This is a genomic window from Clostridium sp. HGF2, assembly GCF_964240115.1.
Taxonomy (GTDB): domain Bacteria; phylum Bacillota_I; class Bacilli_A; order Erysipelotrichales; family Erysipelotrichaceae; genus Clostridium_AQ; species Clostridium_AQ innocuum.
In genome coordinates this window covers 241656-268631 of sequence record NZ_CAXSSO010000002.1, presented here as the reverse complement: position 1 = coordinate 268631, position 26976 = coordinate 241656, and the positions used below count along the sequence as shown (strand labels likewise).

At 44.2% G+C, this 26976-nt stretch carries 25 protein-coding genes; 4 read left to right on the top strand and 21 right to left on the bottom strand.

Annotation, left to right across the window (positions count from 1 at the left end):
• Positions 1-234: 234 nt before the first annotated feature.
• The 3 genes from ACESPQ_RS05090 to gnpA form a co-directional block, all read right to left on the bottom strand.
• On the bottom strand, positions 235-1362 hold the full coding sequence (locus ACESPQ_RS05090) for a hypothetical protein (RefSeq protein WP_002608140.1): 1128 nt from the start codon (positions 1360-1362) through the stop codon (positions 235-237).
• A gap of 105 nt (positions 1363-1467) precedes the next feature.
• Positions 1468-1590: a hypothetical protein gene (locus tag ACESPQ_RS05085; protein WP_257271209.1), complete on the bottom strand. Its 123-nt coding sequence runs from the start codon at positions 1588-1590 to the stop codon at positions 1468-1470.
• 396 nt (positions 1591-1986) lie between these two features.
• Entirely contained in the window at positions 1987-4158 is a 2172-nt protein-coding gene (gene gnpA / locus ACESPQ_RS05080) for a 1,3-beta-galactosyl-N-acetylhexosamine phosphorylase (protein WP_002608139.1), read from the bottom strand.
• Positions 4159-4421: 263 nt separating this feature from the next.
• Here gnpA and ACESPQ_RS05075 point away from each other — a divergent pair, with 263 nt between their 5' ends.
• On the top strand, positions 4422-5285 hold the full coding sequence (locus ACESPQ_RS05075; protein WP_038274403.1) for an AraC family transcriptional regulator: 864 nt from the start codon (positions 4422-4424) through the stop codon (positions 5283-5285).
• Between the two features lie 638 nt (positions 5286-5923).
• Here ACESPQ_RS05075 and ACESPQ_RS05070 read toward each other — a convergent pair.
• From ACESPQ_RS05070 to ACESPQ_RS05060, 3 genes are all read right to left on the bottom strand, one after another.
• Entirely contained in the window at positions 5924-7078 is a 1155-nt protein-coding gene (locus ACESPQ_RS05070; RefSeq protein WP_257377072.1) for a D-alanine--D-alanine ligase family protein, read from the bottom strand.
• A gap of 71 nt (positions 7079-7149) precedes the next feature.
• Positions 7150-8652 carry a UDP-N-acetylmuramoyl-tripeptide--D-alanyl-D-alanine ligase gene (murF, locus tag ACESPQ_RS05065; protein ID WP_233104390.1) on the bottom strand — a complete coding sequence of 501 codons (1503 nt, stop codon included), beginning with the start codon at positions 8650-8652 and terminating at the stop codon, positions 7150-7152.
• A 65-nt stretch (positions 8653-8717) separates the two neighbouring features.
• A complete protein-coding gene (locus ACESPQ_RS05060; RefSeq protein ID WP_257377073.1) occupies positions 8718-9428 on the bottom strand; it encodes an alpha/beta fold hydrolase in 711 nt (236 codons plus the stop codon).
• Positions 9429-9563: 135 nt separating this feature from the next.
• On the opposite strand from ACESPQ_RS05060, the gene ACESPQ_RS05055 reads away from it, so the two are divergent.
• Positions 9564-11090 (top strand): FAD-dependent oxidoreductase, encoded by a 1527-nt coding sequence (locus tag ACESPQ_RS05055; RefSeq protein WP_257377074.1) that lies wholly within the window; start codon positions 9564-9566, stop codon positions 11088-11090.
• Positions 11091-11213: 123 nt separating this feature from the next.
• On the opposite strand, the gene ACESPQ_RS05050 is transcribed toward ACESPQ_RS05055, so the two are convergent.
• The 15 genes from ACESPQ_RS05050 to ACESPQ_RS04980 all read right to left on the bottom strand — a co-directional run bounded on the left by ACESPQ_RS05050 (position 11214) and on the right by ACESPQ_RS04980 (position 25185).
• Positions 11214-11483 (bottom strand): hypothetical protein, encoded by a 270-nt coding sequence (locus ACESPQ_RS05050; RefSeq protein WP_175627931.1) that lies wholly within the window; start codon positions 11481-11483, stop codon positions 11214-11216.
• A gap of 670 nt (positions 11484-12153) precedes the next feature.
• On the bottom strand, positions 12154-12582 hold the full coding sequence (locus tag ACESPQ_RS05045; RefSeq protein ID WP_009269572.1) for a DUF3795 domain-containing protein: 429 nt from the start codon (positions 12580-12582) through the stop codon (positions 12154-12156).
• Between the two features lie 126 nt (positions 12583-12708).
• Positions 12709-13314 (bottom strand): hypothetical protein, encoded by a 606-nt coding sequence (locus tag ACESPQ_RS05040; protein WP_373144021.1) that lies wholly within the window; start codon positions 13312-13314, stop codon positions 12709-12711.
• Between the two features lie 417 nt (positions 13315-13731).
• Positions 13732-14322, bottom strand: a complete 591-nt coding sequence (locus ACESPQ_RS05035) for a DUF2625 family protein (protein ID WP_109770491.1) — start codon at positions 14320-14322, stop codon at positions 13732-13734.
• Positions 14323-14353: 31 nt separating this feature from the next.
• A complete protein-coding gene (locus ACESPQ_RS05030) occupies positions 14354-14716 on the bottom strand; it encodes a VOC family protein (protein ID WP_009269576.1) in 363 nt (120 codons plus the stop codon).
• A 46-nt stretch (positions 14717-14762) separates the two neighbouring features.
• A complete protein-coding gene (locus tag ACESPQ_RS05025) occupies positions 14763-15662 on the bottom strand; it encodes an NAD-dependent epimerase/dehydratase family protein (protein WP_009269577.1) in 900 nt (299 codons plus the stop codon).
• Positions 15663-15790: 128 nt separating this feature from the next.
• A complete protein-coding gene (locus ACESPQ_RS05020; RefSeq protein ID WP_009269578.1) occupies positions 15791-15961 on the bottom strand; it encodes a hypothetical protein in 171 nt (56 codons plus the stop codon).
• 52 nt (positions 15962-16013) lie between these two features.
• Positions 16014-16448, bottom strand: a complete 435-nt coding sequence (locus ACESPQ_RS05015; protein WP_109770492.1) for a GNAT family N-acetyltransferase — start codon at positions 16446-16448, stop codon at positions 16014-16016.
• Positions 16449-16647: 199 nt separating this feature from the next.
• Complete coding sequence (locus ACESPQ_RS05010) at positions 16648-18789, bottom strand: sensor histidine kinase (RefSeq protein ID WP_373144020.1); 2142 nt, start codon at positions 18787-18789, stop codon at positions 16648-16650.
• Between the two features lie 14 nt (positions 18790-18803).
• On the bottom strand, positions 18804-19514 hold the full coding sequence (locus ACESPQ_RS05005) for a response regulator transcription factor (RefSeq protein ID WP_118002982.1): 711 nt from the start codon (positions 19512-19514) through the stop codon (positions 18804-18806).
• A 119-nt stretch (positions 19515-19633) separates the two neighbouring features.
• Positions 19634-20284, bottom strand: coding sequence for a TVP38/TMEM64 family protein (locus tag ACESPQ_RS05000; RefSeq protein WP_008819270.1), 651 nt, complete (start codon positions 20282-20284; stop codon positions 19634-19636).
• A 550-nt stretch (positions 20285-20834) separates the two neighbouring features.
• Positions 20835-21611 (bottom strand): HD domain-containing protein, encoded by a 777-nt coding sequence (locus tag ACESPQ_RS04995; protein WP_257271215.1) that lies wholly within the window; start codon positions 21609-21611, stop codon positions 20835-20837.
• Positions 21612-21658: 47 nt separating this feature from the next.
• The gene (locus ACESPQ_RS04990; RefSeq protein WP_373144018.1) at positions 21659-23971 is read right to left on the bottom strand and encodes a U32 family peptidase; all 2313 of its coding nucleotides are present in this window, start codon (positions 23969-23971) and stop codon (positions 21659-21661) included.
• The gene (locus ACESPQ_RS04985) at positions 23958-24416 is read right to left on the bottom strand and encodes a threonine/serine exporter family protein (RefSeq protein WP_373144017.1); all 459 of its coding nucleotides are present in this window, start codon (positions 24414-24416) and stop codon (positions 23958-23960) included. The genes ACESPQ_RS04990 and ACESPQ_RS04985 overlap by 14 nt, the downstream gene beginning before the upstream one ends.
• 1 nt (position 24417) lies before the next feature.
• Positions 24418-25185: a threonine/serine exporter family protein gene (locus ACESPQ_RS04980; protein WP_002608112.1), complete on the bottom strand. Its 768-nt coding sequence runs from the start codon at positions 25183-25185 to the stop codon at positions 24418-24420.
• 197 nt (positions 25186-25382) lie between these two features.
• Here ACESPQ_RS04980 and tpx point away from each other — a divergent pair, with 197 nt between their 5' ends.
• Positions 25383-25874, top strand: coding sequence for a thiol peroxidase (tpx, locus tag ACESPQ_RS04975; RefSeq protein WP_373144016.1), 492 nt, complete (start codon positions 25383-25385; stop codon positions 25872-25874).
• A 564-nt stretch (positions 25875-26438) separates the two neighbouring features.
• Entirely contained in the window at positions 26439-26936 is a 498-nt protein-coding gene (locus tag ACESPQ_RS04970; RefSeq protein ID WP_257377078.1) for a deoxycytidylate deaminase, read from the top strand.
• Positions 26937-26976 lie beyond the last annotated feature (40 nt).

Below are 26976 nucleotides of genomic sequence, written 5' to 3'. Positions count from 1 at the left end.
AATTGGTACTGTTGAGCATACTTGTCGGACACATAGAAAGTATTCAAAAAAACAGAATACGAATTGTTTCCTTCACAGGCTTTCGCCGTATGAAAAAACCGTTGCATATTTTTCCGGACAACACGTATCAAGCATAAAGGATAAGCTTCTACTTATGCGAGGTCAAAGGTTACTTCTCAACAAACAATGCAAAAGAAAAGAGCACCCGGCTCAATCCTTTATCTGTCGCACCGTCTATTCCCATTCGGAATCAAATTTCACACTGCAGTATTCCATTGCTCCGGAGGTCTTAAAGGACATGGAAACGGCAGTATTGCTTTCTGTCCTATACCGAACGCGAACACCGTTTTTGCTATACCGCACACTCATCGGTTTTCCCAGTATCTGATACACATCCTGAAGTGTTGATGTACCGTTAACACCAGATGCGAATGTCAAAGCTTCCAGAGACTCATCCGCTGCAAATATTTCCTGAATCACATGCTTTTCGGTCAGCTGATCTGTGGAAGAAATCGTTCCATCCACTCGCAAATCAATACGCATATCACTTTTTTCTGCACTGATGGTAGTCTCTTTTTTATTATATTCATCCAGATATTTGGATTTCCACCCTTTTTCTATAAGTGCCTTCGCAGGTGTCGTTTTGTTTATGCTCACACCATCGAACTGTATGCTTCCCTTCGCAAATTCATCCGCAGCACTTCCCTTCGCAAGGGGGATATCATATACAGAATACCCAACTGCCTTAGCCGTATCAAAGCTGATATTCTCTTTCTTTTCCTTGCGTTTTTCACTTCCTGACAATGCAACCTTGCTCAGTTTTCCTTTTTCAAATGAAAACTCTGCCAGCTCAGAGGTTTCATACGAGGTACCTGTGACATAATCCATATTGCTGTCATCGTTGGAAATCCTATACTCATAAGGCGTTCCCAGTGCTTTGATTACATCCTGCTCAGTAGTACTTCCGATTTTAAAATTGTGAGGAAGCTTGTATTCCTTCACATTTTCTGTATTTCTGTCTGAAAAGACTACATGCTGAATCAGCGCATCGTTCACACTGATTTCTTCATCCTTCGGATTGAAGACACGGAGAATCATCGATTCCCGGTCATTATCCTTATATGTTAAAAATACCATATCATGTCCCAGCGCTTCGATATGCTCCGGCGCCTGATCCAGCTCCCAGGTATCCAGAAGATCCCCCAGCGGCTGGTAAATGGTGATATTCTCATCATGCAGTACGATCGTGAGATTTTCAAGCTTCAAGTCTTCTGCTTTTTTCTTCGCTTTCTCTTTTGAACAACCGCCGGCAAACAGCATGCCGCATGCCAGCAGCACCAATCCGTAATTTCTGATTTTCATACAGCTCTCCTTTTCATTTCTTCCATTTTGACAGCTTCAGCATATGAAACCCTCCCTCATACTGTCCTGAACCCATTGCTTTTCTTTCGAATACAGCAGCTTCGTTTATCTCCATCGTTTTCGTACCCGAATACGCAATGCGATATCATCAGAGAATGAGTCCATTCCGGCAAATACCGCAAAACACTCCGTCAGTTCTATTTGAACTGCCTCTTTTTCTCTGTTCACCCTTAATACCTCTGAAGAAAGAAAATGGTTGCAGAAAAGCAAAAATTATTTTTTAATATGGAAAAGCAGTGTAACATTTGTTCTATGTAAGAATTGTGCAGGCCGTTTATATCTTGAAATCGGCTACCACATTTCTCTTGTGAATCCCCTGCAGGACAGTATAAAGGAACATGAAGCAATTACTTACTGATTGTCCAATCCCTGTGTTTTCAATCTCAAACCTGAAAGACTTGGATATGCTGATTTCTTAATGCTGTTTTACAGTATCGAAAACCACGATATGAGTTCATAATACTGCCTGAAAGGACTGAAACCATGAAAATTCTATCTCATACGCTGTACACTCCTACGTCCATTTACCGCATGGAAAAATGCGGCATTCATGCCGCACAATTCTTATTCTTCCCCGCTGATGGAAAACCAGCGAATTTCATTTGCCTGTAAACGGATATCAAAGACATCATGGTCCGTATAAATCCGCGTATCCTGCACCTCATACGTATTGTTCACCACACAGTAGCTGTTTGTATTCGGATAAACATTGACCTCCACATTGCAGTTTTCGCTGTACCATTTTTTCATTTCGGTTTCTTTTCCTGCCGCATAGAACAGGCAGCGATACAGCAGACGTGCATTTTCAAAGCTGAATGGCAACCCGCTCAGATAGACACTTTTCCCTTTCCCATACGTATTGGCCGCAAAACGGATATTCTGATGTTCATTGATCAAAACCGTCGTATCCGGCAATGCATAGATATTGCGTATTTCTTCTCCAAGCTGTAAAGCTTCAGGTAGCTCCTCCTTCAGGAAATGCGGCTGTTCCTCCCAGTTATATTTATCCTGTGACAGGGAAAAGCCAATTTCCTTATCCACGCCCAGCACATCATACAGCTGGAAGAAATGACCTTCCTTTTGTGCTGCGCTCGGTTCTCCGACGCCGATAAAGCCGCCCCCCTCGTATACAAATTTGCGTAGGGCGCTCACAATGCGTGCGTCCTTCCAGTAATCTCCGCCGCTGAAGGCTGTATAGGCATCCCCTGCATTGATAATCACACCGGCATCATCCAGTACCTTCGGATTTTCCAGTATATCGTCAAAGCTGATAAACTGCACATCAAACGGCATACCGCTCAGAGCCTCCAGAACACCGGAATAGGAATAAATCTGCTTATACCACAGCGCATGAGCGACCATTTCCGCTCCCCAGCCCCGAAGTGCTCCCCAGCTGTTTAGAATCGTTACCTTAAACGGCATGCACATCGGCTGTGCAGAGTGTACATGCTCGTACAGCTCACGAAATTCATTGCATACCTCTTCAATATAATCAACAAAATCCGGAAATTTCAATGCTAGCTTCAAATACCCGCCATATCCGATACGGTCCAGTGGTGAGCGAAGGATTGCACGCCTTGCGCTCACCCAGTTTACCTTCGCCTCCTGAACAGGGTCACCGCCCTCATAAAATACATCGGGGAAGAAATACGGCAGAAACCGTCCCTCGGTATACTTCACTCCTCTGATATCGGAAATCAGACGCAAGGTACGTCCATCCCCGACAGAGCCTACCACGGCATCCAGTCCAAGCTCCTGAAAGTAAGGACCAAACGGCTCTGTCCCAATCCAGTGGTCTCCCAGAAACATCATCGCTTCCTTACCGGCTTCATGTGTAATATCCACAAATTTCTTCACCAGCTTCGCAACCTCACGCATCTGGAAGTCCATGAAATCACGATATTCCTTCGTAGGAACACAGAAGGTGGAATTATGATATCCCTGATTGATGATATACTCCGGACGAAACCGGTATCCGACCTCCTGCTCGAACTGTTCAAGAATATAGGGGGACACACTGGCACTGTAACCGAACCAGTCTACAAATTTCTCACGCGCCCGCTCATCGAACATGAGCGTAAACTGATGAAAGAATGTCGTAAAGCGAATAACATCCACCTCCGGATGCTCAGCAATCCAGCGGCGCAGCTTATCCAGAACATATGCCTGGGTCTTTGGCTGCCGTACATCATAGGTCATCTGATGCTCCTCATGCTTCCATTCATTGGTCAGGGCATTGTACATATGCACCGGATCCCAGATCACAAATGCCAGAAAGCTTACTGTATACGCATGAAACGGCACACATTCCAACACGACAACCGCTTCCTTTTCCGCGTCATATTCCCACTTGTCCTCTGCAACCACATCACCGCTCGTACGGTCGATCACCTCCCACCACCGCTTTATATCATCCAGTGTATTGACCTTCAGCTGTTCCTTATAATAATGCTTCATCAACGGTATGGTCAGGGTCTGTGCACTTGCCGTCACCATATCGCTCATCAGATACATCTGCTGTATCTCCTGCGGATTTGCACTTGCCCATGCATTATCCTTTCTCGTCGTATAATAGGTCGCATACTGCTTCACATCCAGCTCACGCAGCTGCTCGGGCATGCTGGTGCCGTCACAGTCCCGGATCGCATCCGCCCCCCATCGTTCTATGATGTTTAAGGTTTCCTCAATTACATCAACATCACTCGGCACAGTTACGCGCCCCTTTTTCGTATTCATGTCAAACTCCTCCTGATCATCTTTAGCTTCATTTTATGGGCTTATGAAGCGCTTGTCAAACCGTCCGGACACGTCGATCTGCAAAAAAACAGGCAAGATATCTAAAAAAGCGAATCCGGTATTTCTTATTTATTCGATAAACACAAGCATTGTATTTCATTTTTTAGAGATATTGGCTACTTTTACTTTTTGCCAATAAATATAATTCTTGTCAACGACAGCGGTGTCTATTATAATAAAAGCAGATATAAGGATGTGATATGATGAGTATACAAAGATATCAGTTGAAGAATCGCAAGCTGGATAAGATGAGCTTCCACCTTCTCTATATTTCAACAAGTCGTTATGAGGGTGACTGGCACAGCACGCCGCATGCCCATCACTGTACGGAATTATTTTATGTATCCAGCGGCAAGGGAAGCTTTCTTGTAAATGATGATGTTTTCGATGTAAAGGCGGATGATTTGATCATTGTCAATCCCAATGTCCCGCATACGGAAATGAGCAGGGATGAATCCCCTTTGGAATATATCGTTCTCGGTATTGAAGGTCTGCAGTTTACCAGCTTTACCAACCATATGGAATATGAGGACTACAGTGTCCACAACTATTATGAATTCAAGCATGAGATTCTGTTTTATCTGAAAACACTGGTGCAGGAAATGGCGCAGCAGGATGATGATTACGAGGCGGTATGTCAGAATCTGCTGGAGGTGCTGATCATTAACATGGTACGCAGGACAAAGGCGAACCTGATTGTAGCGCCGTCTCAGAAAATAACCAAGGAATGTCATTTTGTGGAGCAGTATATCAACAATCATTATCAGGAGGATATCACGCTGGAACTGTTAAGTGAAAAAACCTATATGAATAAATTTTATCTGGTACATGCCTTTAAGCAGTACAAGGGCGTCTCCCCCATCAATTATCTCATCCGACTGCGTGTACAGCAGGCAAAGGAGCTGCTGGAAACCACAAATTATTCCATAGCACAGATTTCCGACTCCTGCGGCTTTTCCTCTCAGTCTTATTTCTCACAGGTCTTTAAAAAAGCATGCGGGATGACACCGAATGCCTATCGCAAAAGCAGTGATCGTGGCAAGGTCATCGCAAATGACATCACATAGCCGCTCATGCTTTGATATAGCACGATAGAAACCGTAGGAAGCCCTGTTTACAGTGTTTATGCCAAGCAGCTGTACGCTCCCCCTTATGCCGGAAAGCTGAAATTCATACATCCTTTCAAAATTCAAATAAGAAAGCAGGGAGTCCTTGATTGCATATGAGGTGTTTCTTGTTTCTCTGTAAAGAACGAATATGCAACGGAAAAGCTGAAAATGAATGAATGATACGAAGATGACAATGCTTTATGCTCGTCATCTTCTTTTTTATACCGGACTGATTATGAAATATCAAATTCTTCTTACGCATGATTCTCATGAAACAAAAAGCCGATTTTCCACACCTGCAAGTGCAGTCCTTGCGCTGTCTGATTGAACGCTATCCCCTGTGAACCGTACCGTATGTATTCTGCAGTAAATACAACGGTGAAGTTCATGCTGTTATGAAAAAAATCCTTTCCCCGCTGAATCGTTCCTGTATGAAAAGCGGATGCAACATCTTGTGACTGCCTATGCTTATCCCGCAGAGAAATTTCTTTCTGTCTATGCTTCAAAGTATACATCAGCGTCCTTTACCGTTCCTCCTTCTTCCAGCGTTCTGTCTTCCTGCAAAAGAAAAGATGCGAAGCACTGTCCGCATTTTTCTACTTCATCAGTTTTCCTCTGCCCTTATAATCCCGCAGAATATTTGTGTCATAGCTGAAAATCATCTTCTGTTCCCTGCGTACCCGCTGAAGTGCAAGCGAAATCAGCTCATCCAGCAGGGCAGAGAAGGAAAGACCTTCCTTTTCCCACAAATAGAAGGACAGGGAGCCTGGAATCGTATTGATTTCATTCACATACAGAGCTGAGCTGTCTGCATGCATCAGAAAATCAATCCGCACGACCCCTGCCGCATTCAGCGCATGGAAGGCATCCATCGCCATCGTACGAACCTCCTCAGCCTGCTCATCACTAAGCTCAGCCGGAAGCTTGCGGCTGGTACTGAGCATTCCCTTGGATTTTCCCTGGCCGCTGTACTTGTTGTCATAGGACAGAATTTCATCCTGCTTGACAACTTCTTCCAGCGTACTGCAGCGACAGCCGTCCTCATCCCCCAATACCGAGGCGTTGATCTCCCGCAGCGGTTCGATCACCTTTTCAATCACAACCTTGTGATCATACTGAAAGGCCTCGATCATGCTTTTATGCAGCTCCACATCATTGTGGGCAACGGCGATGCCGATACTGCTGCCCAGATTCGCAGGCTTAATGATGAGCGGATAACCAAGACGCTGTGCTTTTTTGAAAAAGGACTGCTCCATCGGCTGATGCAATGTCCAGAAAAACCACGGTACAACCGAAAGTCCGCTATCCTGCAATACCTGCTTCATAATCACCTTATCCTGCCCGATTGCCCCAGCCAGAACACTGCAGCCGACATAGGGTATTCCGATCGTTTTCAGATATCCCTGAAAGGTGCCGTCTTCCCCGTTGGTTCCATGCAGAACCGGGAACACCAGATCAACCTCCTTATCCCTGGCAAATAATTTACGACGCGATGGAATCAAATAGGTATGCGCATCTCTTCGAATCAGAGCTACACTGGTATGATCCGCTATGAATTCTTCAATATGCTGAAAGGTTTCCAGCTCCCGTAATTCCTCCTCACAAAACATTCTGCCATCCTTGGCAATATACAACGGCAGTATTTCATAGCGCTCCTCATCCAGAGCAGCCATTACCTGCTGAGCCGACAGGACACTGATTTCATGTTCTACACTTCTGCCGCCAAATGCCACGGCAATTTTAAGTTTCATAGCATTCTTCCTTTCCTTACACATTATCAGTGTATGCGAATGCCTAAAACGTGTTCATGTGAGTAGGGCTGCTAGTGGTTGAATGCATCCGGCAAATCGTTTTCCAGCAGCACGCAGTCCTGCAGCTGTGCCTGCTTTTGTACGATTGCCAGTGCCTCCTGAAAGCTGTCGCAAACATGGACCCTTTCTTTTGGAAATCCGCTGTCCGCCAATCCTGCGGCGATGCTTTTCGTCTGGACAGCACCTACCAATACCGCCGTATCCACACTATCCGCAATCTCCTCACCCAGCTTGTACTGTTCTTCCTCCTGCTGTTCTCCCAGCTCCAGAAAACCGGGTGTGATGATAAACCGCTGATGCTTCATCTGCTTTAAAACCTCCAGTGCACAGCGCGCTCCTTCCGGATTGGAATTATAGGCGTCATCCAGCAGGGTGCAAAAGCTTTTCCGTACCTGCAGCCGATGCTCGACATAGGGCAGCTTTTCGACAGCTAACGCCATTATTTCCCAGGAAACACCAAGTGTGTGCGCAACTGCGATGGCACAGGTGATGTTCACGACATTGTGTTTTCCTAAAAGCTTTGTGTGAAACCGGTGAGACTGTCCCTCCTGTATCACTGTAAACGACGTGCCTTCCTCACTGTAACGGATATCACAGCAGCGATAATCCGCATCCTCGCTCATCCCGAACCATACGATTCGGCAGGTGTTTTGAATACTGTAGGTACGAATATAGGCATTGTCCCGATTCACGAAGCCGATACCGTCGGCAGGAAGACATTCTATCATCTGCATTTTCTCATGGAGTATATTTTCCATGGAGCCAAACGTTGCCAGATGCTGTGCGCCGACAGAGGTCACAACACCATACTGCGGCTTTACAAACTGCATCAGATCATGAATTTCCTTCACATGATCCGCTCCCATTTCACATAAAAACACCTCATGCAGCCGTTCCAGCTTATTGCGTATGGTGAGAGTGATTCCCATCTGATTATTATAGGAGCCGGGCGTCATCAGGGTATAGTAAACATCTGACAAGAGCTCATTCAGAATGGTTTTCACACTCGTTTTCCCATAGCTTCCGGTGATGCCGACGATGGACAGCGCGCTGTTGCTTCTTAACAGCTTTGCAGCATCCGCTGCATAATGATTGCGAATCGCCATTTCCAGCGGCTCTGAAATCCATGCGGCAGGCAGCACCATGAGCCATGCGGACAGAAAAAGAAACGGTGTCACAAGAATGAGCGCTGCGGCAGACAGGAAACAATGCAGCAGGCACAGCAAAATGCCGTATAGCGTATACAGCAGGATCGCAAGGCGGTGAATTCGCGCTGTTTTCACCAGCGGCTTGCGATAGACGCGCTCCTCCTCCATTTTACAGCTGATGTAGGCAAAGATAGCAACCAGCATCAGCAGCAGAACCTCCTGCATGGAAGTCGGCTGCAGCAAAAGAAGGCTATAGCTCAGCATCAGCGTCAGCAGTATTTTCACAATCAGCTTCCAGGATAAGCGGATATAGGACACCAGCCATGTCCGATACCGCCCTTTGTTGTAACGGTTCTGCTGGAACATATGCATAGACTGCTTCAAAGGAACATAAAGAAAAAAAAGATACGCCGCCAGAAAACAGAACAGCATCATGGTCTTAAAAAGGCATCCACGATGCGGCAGAACTGTATACTGAGGTGGAAGTAGGCAAAATGATCCTCCTTCGGCAGAACAACCAGGGCGGCATTTGGCAGTTCCTCCTCCATGACACGACCCATCCACAGCGGTGTAGCCGTATCCTTTTCTCCCCAGACCAACAGCGTCTCCGTGGATATATCCTTCAGTATTCCCGAAAGATCATCCTCAACACTGGCAACGAGAACCCCCTTCATGATTGCTGAAGCACTCTGATAATCACTGCTTCCCATGGCAGGGGCAGCATGCAGTTTTTTCAACAGCTTATATGTTTTCACGCGGATATGATAGCCCAGTCCGCGCTTTGCCTGAATGCCGGCAGCACCGGTCAGAACCATTTTCTCTACCGGATAACGGTACGCATAGCGCAGTGCAATGCGTGCACCAAAGGAATGTGCGATAAAGCTTACGCGTGTAATCTGCATATGGGCTAGCAGCTCCTGCAAAAAATCCACGTAATCGTCTACACTCCAGACACGCGGCGGCTCCTCACTCTCTCCAAACCCCGGCAGATCCAGATTGATAACCGTAAAGGTGTCGCAGAGATGGTCCTGCAGAAACTTCATCATGTATTGATTCTGTCCCCATCCGTGCAACAGTACCACGGCAGACTCGTTATTCCCTGCGCGTGTAACATTTACTTTTATATTTTGAATGGTAATCATGTTGTTCCTCCTCCTTCAAGTATATGATGCTTGTGGAGTGATAGACCCAACGTTCGACAAAGTTTTCTGCAGGTCTTTCTATTTTATGAGAAAGAAATGCCGGTTTCTGGGTAGTCTGTAGAAGAGGTGAAGAACATGACAGAATCATTCTGGATGAAACGAAACATAAAAACGACGAACTATCCGACTTTACAAAAGGAGACGGATGTCCATATCGCCATTATCGGCGGCGGTCTTACCGGTATAACAACAGCCTATTATCTCGCACAGGCAGAGGAGGATGCCATTCTTCTCGAAGCTGATTCTCTATGCTTTGGTGCCAGCGGAAGAAATACCGGAAAGCTGACCATGCAGCACGGCCTGCTGTATGCAAATCTGATTGAGCATTATGACCGTATCCTTGCCCGGCAGTATTATGAAGCAAATGAGGAAGCGTTGAATTCCATAGAAGCAATTATTCAGGAGCACCATATAGCATGCAGCTTTGAACGTTGTGATTCTATGCTGTTTACCCGTGATGCCGTGCAGGTAGCCAGGCTGCAGGAGGAATATCAGGCCTATCTGGATCTGCATATCCCCTGCACCTATATAGAAAAAACAGACGCACCGTTTCCCATGGAGGCAGGTCTGCGCATGCAGTATCAGGCACGCTTTGATCCCTATGCCTACGGCTGTGCGCTCGCCGAAATCGCAAAGGAGGGCGGTATTGATATCTATGAGCATTCCCCTGTCACAGACATGCAGGAGGAAGAGCACGGCTATCGTCTGATGGTCAACGGTACATGCATACATGCGGATATTGTAATCTTTGCGACGCAGTTTCCGTTTATCGATCAGGGCCACTTTTACTTTACGCGTATGTATTGTGATCAGGAAAGCGTCATCAGTGCCCATGTAAAGAATGTACTTCCAAAGGATATGATGCTGTCCATAGACGAACGTGTACAGTCCTACAACACATGCGGGGATACTCTGCTGTATGCCGGCAACACCTATAAAAGCGGACAGGATAAGGCCATGAATCTGCAGGAATTTGAAAATACATTGCGTGAGGATTTCATCGTGCAGGAAATCAGTGCCGCATGGAGCTCACAGGATTATATGACCTTTGATCAGCTGCCTCTGATCGGTAAGCTGGATAAGCATGAGGATTGCGTATTGTTTGCCAGCGGCTATAACAAATGGGGCAACACCACAAGCTGCATCGCAGGCAAGCTGTTATGCTCCTACGCACTGCATCGCGGCTCCCCCTATCGTATGATGTTCTCTCCACAGCGTCTTTCCAGCATATTTTCGCTGCAGTTTGTCAAAGAGAATCTGAATGTTGTCGGCGCCTTTCTGAAAAGCAAGCTGCAAAAAAGCACCACGGCGTATCCGCATATCGGAGAAGGAGTCATTATGGAGCTGGACGATCACCGCTATGGTGTGTATCGTGATGAGAATGATGAGCTGTATATCGTTGATATCCTCTGCCCGCATCTTGGCTGTACACTGCGCTTCAATGCAGATGAAAAGACCTGGGACTGCCCGTGTCACGGATCACGGTTTTCCTATACCGGAGAAATCATCAAGGGTCCTGCCACCCAAAGGCTGCATACCATGCATGAGCCCCATAATTCCATTGATCCTCATATCATGAATCCTGATACAGTTGATCATTGATTCCTGCAATATAGTAGAATATATTGCATTGGATTCATAAATAGCCGCAAGCAATTCCAATTCATAATGGGTGTGTATGCGCAGACCTATTCCATAAGAAAATGCGAATGCTCGCATTTTTTCCTATTGCTGGATTACTCTGATTTCCTTCGGCATTATCATTGTGACCGGTTTTCTAATCTTTGATCTGCCGTTTTCCATCCTTACGGGCGGTATGATAGTATGCATCATTCTCTGTTGTGCATCCTGTATCAGCATCGGATTTTTGCTTGGCTCCTTTGGCATTATCCTGCCGGATATCAATTTTGTATATAATTTATTTATCACCCTGCTGTTTTTTCTATGTGGTGACACTCCCCCTACAATGGCTTGCCTCTGTTCTGCCATTGCCACATGGGCTGCAGGCAATGCAGCTGCTTATCCATGGAACATAAAATACGCTGATCACTTTTCTGATGCTGCAGGAGGTGCTTTGTATGGTGTTCTATGCAGGCGCTACCTACCAGATGTTTCGTATCCTGGAGCGTGCAGCCATGCGTAAGGCAACCATTGATCTATACTGATGCTGTTAAACATCAAAAAGAACCCGTTAAGCTTCGGGCTCTTTTTTATATAGCACACACCCCTTGTCAAGCATTGCGAAGCTTAGAAACAGGGCGCAAGCATTCATTGATCAACGGAAGCAGAACTGTCAGACAATATTCTCACCCAAAATAATCTTAGGCATTGTGATGAAACAGCGATTCCAGCGTTTATAAAATTTCTCCAGTCCAAGCCTCGATACACTTGCATGCGCATCTTCATTCACCAATTCCCAATACAGGACATAGGTTCCTTTCCCACATTCCTTTTAAGACGGATCGGCAAGTCCCCTTCCTTGACCGCATTGAAATTCTTTTGCCGGGGTGTAGGTTTTATGTAGTGTACAGCAAGGACACCCTCCCGCTTCAAATAAAATTCAGCCACTTTCTTCATCAGCGCTTCGATTTCCTCCTGCTTATTCACCTTTGCTTATATATGCAGATTTCATGAAACATCATATTCCCACCATCAGCTTCTATACCTACCCTTTTTCCGTAGTGAATGCCTTTTCCTGACATTCACTGCACTCTTTATCATGAATGGAAATTACGCCGCCGCAGGTAGAACAGGTATATTTCTTTTTCTGCTGCTCCATAAATACCTCTACTCCCTGTTTTTTTACAATCTCACTGTTTTCCATGAGACTAGCCTGATATCTTTTTTTATAGCTTTTCTCAAGATTTTTTATGAGCTTACAGGGATAATCCGAACAGGCGTAGCAATAGGATAAGTCTCTGGCTTTAACACAGTCCTTGATTTTACACCTACGGCAGTGTTCAGGTTTACCCCTATCACTTTTCAGGCAGCCATCACATGGTTTTTTATGATAGCAATGCTTATAACAAACCTTGCAGTTCATACCGCATGGGGCAAACATGATCGTTTCTATATCGCTTTCCTTCATCTTCATTGGTGATCACCTCCATAAGCACATCTTTTTCTTCATACCTGTGTATCATTATAAATGCTTTCAACGGCGATAAGCTTCCTTAAGTCCTCCCCGAAATGATACATCTCCTTGCATATAAGCTCATCATTACTTCTCTATGGAAATAAAGGAAGGAAACTGATCCGGGCTATGCATACGCTGCATCGTATTTGTATCCATATCAAAACATTTTCCATTATATTCATAATGTAATTTGCCATCGGCACAATACAGGCGATGCTCTGCCTGAAATGCTACAAGCTTATAGCAGTCATTCTGTATCGGCTGATCCCGGTATAATGCCTGATCCTCTAGCAGCTTCAATACATCATTTTCAAGACGAATATCATAGATTCCACTCACTACAGCCTCTGCCGCTACCTGCTTGCCGGAAGCAGATATCAGCCGGAAGCTTCCTGTTACAGCACCCGTGCTTCTTCGCTTTGCCAATTCAAAGCGAAATAAGGATACTGCGCTGAAGTCCTTCCGCAGCTTTTCGCGTTGACCATCGTCTCCCATAAGCCAAAGCTTTTCATTCGCTACAATGAACATATCAAGCTGAAAGCCGCTTTGAGAATATTTTAAATTAGAAAAGGAAATCTGATCGGAGTAAACACCTTGCAGCGCACCGTTCTCCAGCTCATATATCAGCTCTTTCGTATACAACGTCTTACCATCCACATTCTCTTCAATGAATTTTATTATTTTTTCCATCCTTCTATCCTTTCATCTTAAATTTCCACACACCGATATACCAAATTAGCGATTGTTTATAATGGAAAGTATCTTTTTCTGAAATACATCAATAACACAGTGATTATAAAAGCCTATACATGTTAAGATTTTGTCATTTTCTTTGAAAATATCAAAATACAGCTCATAAAAGTAGTTTATATGATTTTTCCTTGCATAGCATTCCAGTAAATCCTTTATTTCCCAAAACACTTTTCCTGACTTAAAGCAAACAATATTATTGACAACTGAATCACTTGCATCCTCACCTTTAGGAAGCTGAATCACAACCTTACAATTCCCAAACGTGATGTTTTTTGTGATATTACTTCATTCTCCATGACAATATCCTCCATAATTTCTGATGTTTGTTTGAAAGCCGGATGCTGCAAAACGGTTTCATTGCCCATACAGTTGTTTCAAGAAATCAAATTCCAATCTGATAATTTCATCAATCGGCACTATTTCACGTATTCTGCTCTCAAAGCTATCTGCTTTCGCCCATAGGAAAGGATAAAAAGCAGCTCCTTCATCATTTTTTATATTTAAAACATCTTTTTGCCAACCTTTCCAGAAATAGTCCTTATAGAAAGTAACCGTATCGCCATGTAAGCACCAGTATAAAAATTGAGAAAAGCTTATTTCCATGTCTTCCAGCTCTAAGCAGTCAGGTGCGAAGTAACCGATATTTCCGTTTTCCAGGAACATGAATAAACCGCCTAATATATCCTCGCCAATGCGTATATTATCAAAGGGACACAAGCTGTTTCTGGAAATAAAATTCACCTCACCTGTCCCGTAAAGCCTTATCCAGTGGTCGATGATGATTCCGCCGGTATGTTCAAGAAGGACTGCCAACAGGCTTTTGCTATTGATTTTATATGTGTTCCTTACTGCGTCCTTTATGCTATCTTCGCTTGGAAGGACTGCCACTGCTTTTTTTGATTGTTTTATATCGCACAGTATAATCTGAAAAGTATTTTCCACCATCTCTCTATCCTTTCTCTACCCGGCTTCTATATTATACAGTCTCAAATATCACTATTTCATTTTCATCAGGATCCTGCAGACGAACTTCGTATGTTCCCCAATCGTATCGAACGGCTTCCCCCATTGCCACACCTTTTTTCATTAAGCATTCTATCGTTATATCCAGATTATCTGTTTGAAAAACGAAGGACTGATATCCTGTCCGCTGTACGCCAAATACCTTACAATCCCATATGCAGAGCGTGGGTTTGCTTTCTGGAAAGCCAAAGTAAACCCCGTTGAATTCATCCATATCAGTTTTCATAACCGGTATGTCTAATATATCTCTATAGAATTCAATAAGCTCTTTCGCTTGCTCAGAAAATATATTTGTACAATAGTATCTAGTAATCATTTTCTCACCTCAGTTTCCATTCGATAACTGATAAACTGGTGTTTGTTTATATCATTTTCTTATCAATATAATCCAAATAATTCTTTTTATTAACTTTTTCAGAATTCTTTATATACCAGTTAAACGCTTCTTTTAATCCCTCATTCAATGGTTTTATTTCTTTCATTAGTTTATATTGTTCTGAAACATCAAGGTAATATTCATAATCATTAAAACAGAAATAGTTTCTTTGTTTAATATCATCATAAACATTTACAAATTCAACTTGGTGATTCGTAATATGATAGCATAGTTCAACCCATTCACGTATTGATACCATATCCTTATTTCCTACGTTAAAAATATGCTGACGAGGTTTATTTTCTAAAAGGATATCTATAAATCTACATAAATCATGAACATGGAAAAACTGTAATTTCATTTCACCATTATGAGGTAAATAAAACTTTCTATTTGCTAAAGCACAATCAAAAATAAAGGCTTCCCTATATACATTATTCATTTGTCCGTATAAATATGGTGGTCTTATAATATATGCATTCGGATTTCTTTCCATCAATTTTGCTTCTGCTTCTATTTTATCAGTTCCATATTTACCCCAAAATCTATTAACGTTTACTATAGAATCTTCTTTAAAAGGCTTTGAAGCATTTTCTGGGTACACAGCACTTGAACTAATTAGGATATAATCCGTATAACTATCCAAAGCCTCCAGCAGCATTTCAACATCTGCCGAAGTATATGCAGTATCGACTACAATATCAAAATGAATACCATGTAAAACCGTTCCTAAATCATGTCGATCTGCCTGAATAAGTTTTACCCCCTGCGATTGTTTCTTAGTATTCCTATTAAGTACATAAACTTCATATTTCTTTGCCACATAATATTCTGCAAGATACCTGCTTACAAATACTGTTCCACCGGTTATAAGCACTTTTTTCATACAAACGCTCCTTTACAGCTTCAAATTTACTTTCTCTTCTTTGTGCCAGAATATATTGCAATACCTGCACATAAAATTGCTATTCCAATCAAAATCCATACTATTGTGTTCATCTGATATACCTCTGTTTAGTAACGTAATATGAAATATATGACATAAACCCAACTAAGTAATCCATGAAAAATTGCCCAGCCGATCGACTTCCATGTTGTATAACTAATAACCATAGCTAAAGCACTTCCAAATGTTACTCCAGATTTTACTGTCTTTTCGACAATCGTTGTTTTATTTACTTCCATTCTGTTACCTCCATAAATTCTGATTTATCAGTTACATAAACTAGGATTATCTCTATAGCCATTGGATAAATGCTGTCTTATCTAAATTATTATAGCCAGCCTTATTATAGAAGTTTAAAGTTGATTCATCTTTTGCACCCGTAAGTAACATCATTTTATAACAGCCTGACTTTTCTGCAATTTCTTTAGAATAATTCAGGCACTCTGTAGCGTATCCTTTGCCTCTATAGGCATTATGTGTAACAACATTTTCAACAAATGCATATGGTCTAACGTTCCTTGTTAAATTTGGTATAACTACACATACACAAGATGAAACTATCTTACCCTCTATTTCAAAAACTATGATATGATGATTTTTATCATTCACAATAGATTGCCATGCGTTCTTCAAATCCTCTGCCATCTTAGGGACTGAATCCTCGTGTAAATGTGTATACAAATTCAATAAATCATTTAATTCATACTCATAAATTTCTCTAATCATAATACCTCCTCAAAATTCAAATTTATAACCATATCTTAACATAATCAAATCTCAAATACTATGCAATCAAAACAATACCAGGAAAAGATAATGCTACCTGTAAATCAGCCTTCTGCAGCCCTTCGCTCAAAAGTATAGAAAAAGACCGGTTTGTATAAATCCGGCCCCTTCCTTGTATTTTCCTATAAGGCGTCCAGTCTTACTCCTGGTTCTCACCTAAAGTATCGCTTACAAGTGGAAATTCAATAACCGCCTTAAACAAATCTCCATCCGTCTCAATGCGGAAGCTTCCCTTCATCGCCTCTGTAAAGCTCTTGGCAATAGCCAGTCCAAGTCCGCTGCCTCCGTCATGACGCGATTTATCTCCGCGAACGAAACGATCCACAATATCCACCGTATCAAAATTCAACGGTTCCTTTGATATATTTTTGCATTCAATCCGTACCCGGTTGGCTGTCTTGCGGATATCCACATACACACGGGTATGCTCTAATGCATAATGGTGTATATTGATAAACAGATTTTCAAATATCCGGAATGCCTTACTGCCGTCCAGCAGTACACTCAGCTGTTTTTCACCATGCAGATTCCAGAGTACCTCCAGCCCGCGTTCCTGTAGAAGCTCACTGCACTCTGCCTGTACCTGCCCCACCAGTGCGATTATATCCAGACGGGCCATATCCAGCTGAATATTGCCGCTGTTTGCCTTGCTAACCTCAAACAAATCCTCCATCAGAGCATGCAGCCGTTTGGCATACTGATCCAGCATGCTCACATACTCCCTACGCTGTGCTTCACTGATACCCTCCTGCTGCAGAAGCTCTACGTAATTGCGGATTCCGGTCAGCGGTGTCTTCAAATCATGTGACACATTGCTGATGAGCTCTGTTTTCATATTCTGAGATTTCGTTTCCTCCCGCACTGCTTTCTCAAAGCCCACGCGAATTTCTCCAAATTCATCCTTGAGGGCATTGAAGATACCGACATCCTGCGGCAGCTCTGCCTGAAAGTTTCCCTCCTTCAGCTCCTGCGTCTGCTTCAGCAAGGTTCGATAATCATGCTGTACTGCATTGAGCTTTTGCTTCAGCCACAGGAAGAGGGCAAAGCCATAGATGATTGCCAGAAACATTCCAAACCACCAGAACAGACACAGCACTATCATGATGACGATCTGCATCAGCATGAACTTTAACAGCCTGCGGTTTGCATTATCCTTCAAATCAATTTCCGCCAGGGCATCTATATGCCGATGTATGCCGGCGATCATACTGCCCAGAACAGTATCCTCCTTCATATATTTCCAAAATCCCTTTACAAATATATATTTAATTGCAAATAAGGCGATACTGATCATCAGGAACAGCAGCATCCAGGATACGACATTTGCCACAAACAGAAGCTCTTCAGACATCATAATATGATATTCATTCATGACACTCTGCAATGTACCGCTGATCGTAGCTCCGCTCAATGCCATGACACCGGCAGTCCCCAGTGTAATTCCGGTTGCCAGCAAAATAAACAGGAAACCGAATTTCACTTTCTTAAAGGTCTGGAACGGATTCACTTCCTCTACGATTGCAATCGGATAAAACAACAGATACAGAATCAGGACCATTGTAGCGATCATAGCGGCGATAGCGGAGAACTGTGTATAATTCGACCAGTCATACACGGTTCGCGCAATCAATCCCTGATCCTTTGTAACCTCCTTTGGTACACGGAAAATGATCTTCATCTGCTTCGGATTCTGAATCATTGCCTGTGCCTGTGTGAATTGTTCATCATTTATATGATAGGTTATCATGGCTCCGTTTTCCTCAACAGAATCAAAATAACGCAGATACCGGGTCAATGACTGCTGCTGGAAATCCATGTCACTGAAATCTCCCAGAATTTTCGCTACACCATCCTTATCATACTCCAGAATACCATACAACAGACTGCTGTCACGAAGCTCATTCTGAGGCATTTCCCTCAGCTTTTTGTTTCCATATTCTCTGCCGCTTTTCAAATCCTTTGCATAATATTGAAAATTGGCATCCTCCTTCAATTCCAGAAAGCTTTTTGTGACTTTTTCTTTTAAATCATTGGATATCATGCTTTTCAGATAATCCGGCAGTCTGGAATCAAATTTGATAGCATCATCCTTCGGGCGTATCGTCTGTGCAAGACCCAGCACACTCTCCTGAATATCATTTTCAAGATACCATATAACTGCCTGCTTACCGGAGCGACCCAGCTCCTGAATCTGATCATTTCGATATACGGAGCAAATCATAAGGCTCATTACAGAAAGCAATGCAATGAACGATGTTAAAAAAATATGTTTTTTCTTCATAAGATCACCTGTTTTTATTTTTCTATTTTATAGCCGATCCCCCAGACTACCTTTAAATAGCGCGGATGCTTGGGATCCAGCTCGATTTTCTCTCTTAGCTTACGGATATGCACCATCACGGTTTCCGTATTGATTGCTTCCTCATTCCAGACAGCCTCATAAATCTGCTGTGCTGAAAATACACGCCCCGCATGCTTCATCAACAGCTCCAGTATCATAAACTCCTTCGGCCGCAGCTTGACGATCTGATTATCCACACGCACTTCCTTTGTCGTGCTGTTTAATTCCAGTGTCCCAATGCTGTAAATTTCCTCCTCACGATTCGCAGAGGATACCGCATGCTCCTTCAGCATCAGAATCTGTTCATAGCGGCGCAGCTGACTGCGGACACGGGCCAACAGCTCCATGGAGCCAAACGGCTTCGTGATATAATCATCCGCACCGATATTCAGCCCGGTAATTTTATCAATATCCTCTGATTTCGCACTCAGAAAGATAATCGGAAAATCATACTCCTTGCGCACCTCCATCGTCATGGTGATACCATCCATAACCGGCATCATGATATCCACCACTGCCAGATGAATTGTTTCATTTTTTACTATTTTCAGGCCTTCCTGCCCGTTTTCAGCAAGGAATACACGATATCCCTGATTTTTCAGATATATCTGTATAGCCTCCCGTATTCCTTTTTCGTCCTCCACGACGAGTATGTTATGATCCATAGCCTTCACTCCCTCTCAACAAGTGTAATTGTACTATATTCCGGATGATTCTTCCATGTTATGCAGCAGAAACCCCAGAAAGGTTGCAACTGCACAGAATGTGCAGATAATAAATTGTATCATATCGCTGTATCCTCCTTCATGCGTTTATAAGCAAAGCCTCCTGCAATTACAAGCAAAATCGTAAGTATTGCCACTCCGGCAGCTGCGACGAAATTTCCCTCCTTCAATGAACCGCTGAGAAATGTCGATGTCACAATGCTGGGAATACGTCCCACGGTTGTGAGCAGCAGCCATTTCCCCAGAGCGATATTGGATAGGGATACGACATAGGTCATAATATCCTTCGGCGTGCCGGGAATCAGAAACAGTAGGAAAATCCACAGCATGCTATTCCTTTTTTTCAGCACTCCGGTAAACTCATTCAGCTGCTCCTGTTTAAAAAAGACGGTTACCAGCCGTTTCCCATACCGCTGAACCAGAAGGTATACAAGGGCTGTCCCAAGCAGAGATCCCACCAGGCAAAGCAATGTCCCGCCAACGGAGCCAAACAGAAATCCGGCCGCAAGCTCCAGCGGCTCTCCCGGCAGAAAAGCCAGAAAAATCTGTGCGGCAATCAAAACAATCATGAGTATCTCACGCAGGCCATGCGGGATATCCTCCAGCATACGGGAAATCTGATTCATGTCGATACTGCCAAAAAGAAGACCAAGTCCGGCCCCAGCCAATAGAAGAACACCACCCAGCATAACGATGTATTTCTTCTTCATGAAATCAGCTCCCTTCCTTACAGTCCTTATTATGCAGGAAATTTCTTACCATAAAACGCAGGTAAATCTTAAACTTTTCTAAATCCGTCACGCAATTCAAAAAATAGTGAAAAAGGCATCCTTTGCATTTTCTTTCCGACAGGGATGCTGAGAGGACATGTTACAGTGAAGCAATTCAGCTGACGGTTTCGCTGCAGACATTCACAGAAAAAGAAGCCATGCTAGGTACTGCTGAAAACAGCCGATTATAAAAAGCTGATGTGTTCCTTTCCGCATTCACGCAGTACAGCTTTCCATAGCTTACCCTGTCGGGATACATGAAATAAGCTGTATATCAGCCATACGGTGATGATGAAAAAGGAATCCGATTGTATGGAGGTTTTCCCATAACCGGATTCCTGCTTTCTCATAATTCAAACGTATGCTTCACAAAATGCCATGCATTCATCCCCTGCTTTCTGTAAATCAGCAGGGGAAACTTTTTACATACTCCATATTCTTACAGAAAGGGAAAACGCTTTACTCCTTGGTAGGCACGAAAGCCTCTTTTTTATGCAGTGATTCGCTTTTGCATATATGTCAGTGCATGTTGTACAGCAAGCTGTACTGCCTGCTGTGCCTGCTCTCTTTGAAACGGATAACGTTCTACCATGCGTTCAATATAATGCTGCTGTAAAACAAGAGACAGTGCATAGGCATCATGATAATCAAATATAAATGCCATATGGAACAGCAGGATATCGAGATGCGTTTTCCGTTTTGCGGACAGAATGGGACGGCTGTTCAAAAAATCCTGCAGAACCCCCTCACTCACCGTTTCCTGCAGCAGCTGCTCTTCACTGCACAGATAGACATTTTCCGCTTTCTCCATCAGATTTACACGGAAGATATCCGTTTTATCCGCATCCCTCAGAATCGTGGCATGCAGAAATGCATGTTCCTCCAGGTCGTCTGCAATCTGAAACTTATTATGGTTTTCTATCGCATGCAGCATTACTTCCTGCTGGTGCGGATCATCACAGAAAACAGATAACAGCCCTTGTTCCTTTAAAATCTGTACCCCAAGTGCCGCATGATCGATACTTTTCGCATCCAGAAAGGTATGATACTGCTTCAGCTGTTCAAATCTTCCGATATCATGATACAGGCCTGTCACCTCGGCCAGCTCCACATCCATAGCAGAGCAGTTTCTGTGGATCGCCAGCTGCTTTGAAATCTCAGCCACCTTTTGTGAATGCACGATTTTAAGAGCCACCCGCTCATCCTGTGTATCATATCCTTTGCAATAGGCGGCAAACTGCTCCTTTGCCTGTATAAGATTCACCATATATACGCCCTCTTTTCAATTAGGTATATTCTATGACATACCTTTTCTTATACACCCTGTTTCATTTGCAGCTGCGCTTTACAGGCTGTGATAATCCTGTGGCAGTCAGCCGCGCCTTCTATGGTGAACGTGCATAGAAAATGCTGAATCCCATGCTGCTTTGCTTCCGGAATTGAATCAATATGATTGCGCACCTCATAATGTAGAATATGCGTACGGCAAGCCTCGTCACACAAAATCGGATAGCGATGCTGTTTCACATCGAGAAGAGCGTATGCCGCCCCCTGCCTGCAAAGACCGCAGTTTCTGTCTGTATGATTACAGATAACGGAATTGATTGGACAGTATTCGCTCAGCATCAGCTCAGCTCTGCCGTATACCGTATAAAAGAAGGGTGCATCCACCGCATATCGTTCCTGAAAGCACCGTTTGATTGCAATACAGTCCTGTAGGCTGCTTTCCAGAGAAAAGCTGATCCCCCTTGCACCGTGAGTAAGCAGAAATGCGGCGGTATGGGAATTCGTCATATTCAGCGAGGTATCACAGAAGACCTCTCCCGCCTGCAAGCCGCCGGTTTCCTGAATCATCATCAGGGAAGCAGGATACTCCTCCTTCATCACTCGTGGCATACGCGGATAAACTCCCTCTGTACCCTTCATCAATGCATACAGGCTGCGATTTTCCACAAAGATCATATCCAAGCCCTCCTGTAGACAGGCCTGCAGCTGTTCCTCAGTATGCACAACAGCACAGAGTGATGGAGCGTCCTGTATTGAATGGATTACGGGCTGCTTGTCCGCAAGAATACGGCGCTGCTTATGCAGAATTTTTCGCTTCTCCTCCAGCTTCGCCAATGCACTTCGACGCATCTGATTGAGTTCCCGGATAGGAAGTATTCCCTGCACATCCAGCTGATAGGAAATGTTCTCGAATACAAACGGCGTATCTCCGCTTTTTTTCAGCTGCGCAGCAATTCGCTCCTCTTTCAGCGGCATCCTGCGTGCTGTTTCACATACGGCATCACTTTCCACTCGTACACTTCTGCCTTCCTCGTCCATAATCTTTAGGACTGCCGGTTTGCCTGCCTGCATGGTGAACTGTGCATAAACGGCAACCTTACGCGGTGCTGCCTCATAGCTTTTCTGCAATGCCTGCAGCTGCTGTGCATCACTGGTCTTCAGGACAATACTTCCTTTCACAACAGGTACTGTTTTATCCAGCTCCACAATATCCCCTGCTGCTCCGTGATTGACCAGCAATCCGTCCTTATACAGAAAATTTACCTGAAAGCCGATATCCTTCGGTTCCTGCAAAATGCGGATACCATCCTGCTGCCGCAGGGTATCCTGCAGGCGTATCACAATTTTATCTCTGGTAACCTGAATGACTTTACCAACCTTGACTCCGATATGATTGGGACGGATAGGATTCATCAGCTGCGCCCCGTAATGATGAAACAAATGCCCCTGGGTAAAGCCGCGGTTGAATATTTTTTTCATCTGCATATCCACAGCTTCATCATAGATAAATGCTCTTCCCTCATAATACGCATCGATCGCCTTACGGTATAAGGCAACCATCAATGCCACATATTCCGGGCGTTTCATCCTGCCCTCGATTTTAAAGGAGGCAATTCCCGCTTCAATCAGCTCCGGAACTCTTTCCAGCGTATTCATATCCTTCGGGCTCAGCAGGTATTCCCCTTTTCCTTGCAGGATTTCCCTATGACCGTCCTCCCGCTTTTCCAGCTGATATTTCATACGGCAGTTCTGTGCACATTCGCCGCGGTTTCCGCTTCGCTGCAGTGTCAGTGAGCTCATCAGACACTGCCCGCTGTAGGATACACACAGGGCTCCCTGAACAAAAACCTCCAGGTCTACGCCCAAAGCCGCATATGCTCGGGTTTCCTTTAGCGGAGTTTCTCTTGGCACCACCACTCTGCTGGCACCGCAGGACTCCATAAAGCGAATTCCCTGCGGATTATGGATATGCATCTGTGTGGATGCATGCAGCTCCATGTCCGGGAAGCGTTGGTGCAGCACAGAGAATAAGCCCATATCCTGAATAATTACCGCATCCACATCATGCTCATATAAAAACTGAACATACCGGACACAGTCCTCAAATTCCTCTTCCCGAATCAGGGTATTGACGGTAACAAACACACGGACCCCATACACATGGGCATAGGCGATTGCTTCCTGAATTTCATCCTCATCAAAATTATTGGCGAATGCTCTGGCACCAAACATACTGCCACCAAGATACACAGCATCACAACCATTTTGGACTGCCGCACGAAGCGCCTCCATAGAGCCGGCAGGTGCCAGCAGCTCCACTTTTCTTTCAGTTTTCCACATGCCTTCTCACACTCCTTCTCTCCGGTTTGAATACAGCCTTCATGATTGTTGAAACAACAAGGATTCCCAGAGCCAGTACGCCTGCGATGGTCAGCGTATCCAGACCGATGGACAACGCCTGCATCACATCCCCTTCTATCGCCTTCAGCATCGTACGATACATTCCACCTCCGGGTACCAGCGGTATCAGGGCACAAATGATAAAGGTTGTTACCGGTGTCTTGCAGATACGGGCAAAAATTTCAGAATACAGCGATAGTGCAACCGACCCCAGAAACATGGCAGTCAGCTCAAAGCAGCCCAACAGCAGTGCCGCATGGTAGACTGCACCGCCGATTGACCCTGCGATTCCTGCAAGAATCAGTTTCCTTCCACGAATATTAAACATTACGCCAAATCCCAGTGAGGCAAAAAAAGAGGCAATCATCATATTGATCAGATACATGTCACATACCTCCGCTCAGTCCGATGGACATGGAAAGGACAACACCGATACCGGCAGCGATTGCAATCGCCACCAGAAAGGCCTCGGTTGCACGGGCAACACCGGACAGATAATCCCCGGAAACCGTATCCCGTATGGCATTGGTAATGGCTAAGCCGGGAACAAGCAGCATGATGCTGGATATAATAAGGATATCGACATCCGTATCCGGACAGAGGGCATGTGCCCCCAGTGCCGCAAGCGCACCGCTCGCCGCCGCAATTGCATTCGTAAAAAAGCCGTGCAGGCCGCGCTGTTCCATAAGGGCGCTTACCGCTTTAATCAGCAGTCCAATCAAAAAGCTGCATCCTGCCTCCAGATAATTTCCACCGAAGAAAACCGCAAAGCCACCTGCACTCAATGCTCCGAAGAACATGATGATCCAAAAGGAATAGCGCTGTTCATTTTCTATTTCTCTCAGCTTTAGCGCCAGCTCCTCGATTGTGTAATTCTGCACGGCGGTTTCTCTTGAGAGGCTGTTGATCTTATCAATGCAGTTTAAATCCACACCGCGTGTATGCACACGAAGAATTTTTGTATGTGTTTTGCTGGCAACCGTGATGGAGAACATGATGCCGGTTGTGGTAACGAAGCTCTGTGCATCCTCCACCTCGGAAAAGCTCGTGCAGAGCCGCACCATCGTTTCCTCCACCCGATAGATTTCCGCTCCGCTTTCTATGAGCAGTTTCCCTGCATAGCTGGCCACATCCAGCAGCTGATCTGTATTCATGCACAACCCCTCAACTTTCCTCTAACAGTATAGCGGATTCGAAGGGAAATGGAAACAGTTTTGTAAACAATATACAAGAAAAAGCAGAAGCTACACACTGTTTTCGTTTCGTATCCTTGTTCATAAATTTCCAGGCAAATAAGTTCACCTTTTCAAACAATCCGGGTATACTATGTACAGAAAGCGAGGGATATCAAATGAATATAACCTTTCAGGGAAATCCTGTGACAATAAAGCATGAGGCAGTGAAGGAGAACGAGACATTAAAGCCGTTTACTGCTATACGAAATGATATGAGTGAGTGGAGAAGTGAGGACAGTACAGGTACACGTATTTTCCTCAGTGTACCTTCCCTGGATACCGGTGTATGCAGTATGGAGGTCGCAAAGTTTATCAATTACGCAAAGGAGCTTAAGGATGTTACCGTCTGTGCAATATCTATGGATCTTCCATTTGCTCTTGAACGCTGGTGTCAGGCAAAAAACAATAAAAACGTTATTACACTGAGTGATTACAAGCTGCACAGCTTTGCAGCGGCAACTGCAACCTATGTCGAAGAGTTAGGTTTACTGACGCGGGCAGTATTTGTAGTTGATAAGGACAATATCCTGCGCTATGTCGAGTATGTCAGTGAAATAACAGACGAACCGGATTATGAGGCTGTACTTTCCTGTGTGAAAGGCATCTGAAGGTACTCGTAATAACAGAAGCTGAATGCAGCATGCAACATGAGTCTGCAGGGCGCATGTTAAAAGTGAATGCAATAGCTTAATTTCTGAAAGGCAGACGATTGATAAACGTATCGTCTGCTTTTTGGTTACTCCTTTCGAAAAGGAAGAAGATATGGATTTCCATTATCTCTTCATACCAATGCAGAATAAACAGCTTCACCGCTCACCCGCACACTTTTCATTGCCTGCAACCCTTTGAGATTCAGGATGTCCGTAAGCAGGAAGCTTTATGGAAGACTTGATTCGATGTGGTCGACCTCTTTATATAAAAAACCGTAATCATGTAGTTATGATGCAAGCTGCACCATATACAGCAGCTCTTTTCACACAGCTGTTTGCTATCCATGGACTTACTCACTGCTTTTAGCATACGACTTTCTCTTATCCTACTTGTATATACCGATATGATTTCTTTTTACTTCCGCAAGCATTCCCATAGCTTTTCTGTCAGCTTTCTTTAGATGATTGTATTAAAAAGCAGCTCCCCTTATAATAATATTTGATAAAGAAAGGGAGGTTTTTATGAAACAGGAGCGCGTAGATAAAATCAATTACTATCTGGATATCGCAGGAACAGTCGCACAGAGAAGCACCTGCCGCAGAAGAATTTACGGTGCGGTAATCGTTCAGCATGATGAAATTGTCTCCACCGGATATGTGGGTGCCCCTCGGGGACGTACCAACTGTCTGGATCTGGAATACTGTATCCGAGAGAAGCTGCAGGTTCCAAGGGGAGAACGCTATGAATTATGTCGGAGTGTCCATGCGGAAGCAAATGCAATCATCAGTGCACAGCGCAGTGAAATGCTGGGAGCTGATATATTTTTGGTAGGCTATGAAGCAGTCAGCGGGGAGCTGATTCAAAGCTCGAACAGCTGTTCCATGTGCAAGCGAATGATCATCAATGCAGGAATTTCAAAAGTCTATATACGGGATACGCCTTCCCAATACCGTATGATTGATATATACAACGACTGGGTATTGCAGGATGAATCACTCGACGGTGTCTTAGGATATTAACACTAATTCCTGCACTCCACTTCCCTTTTCCGTCTTTATG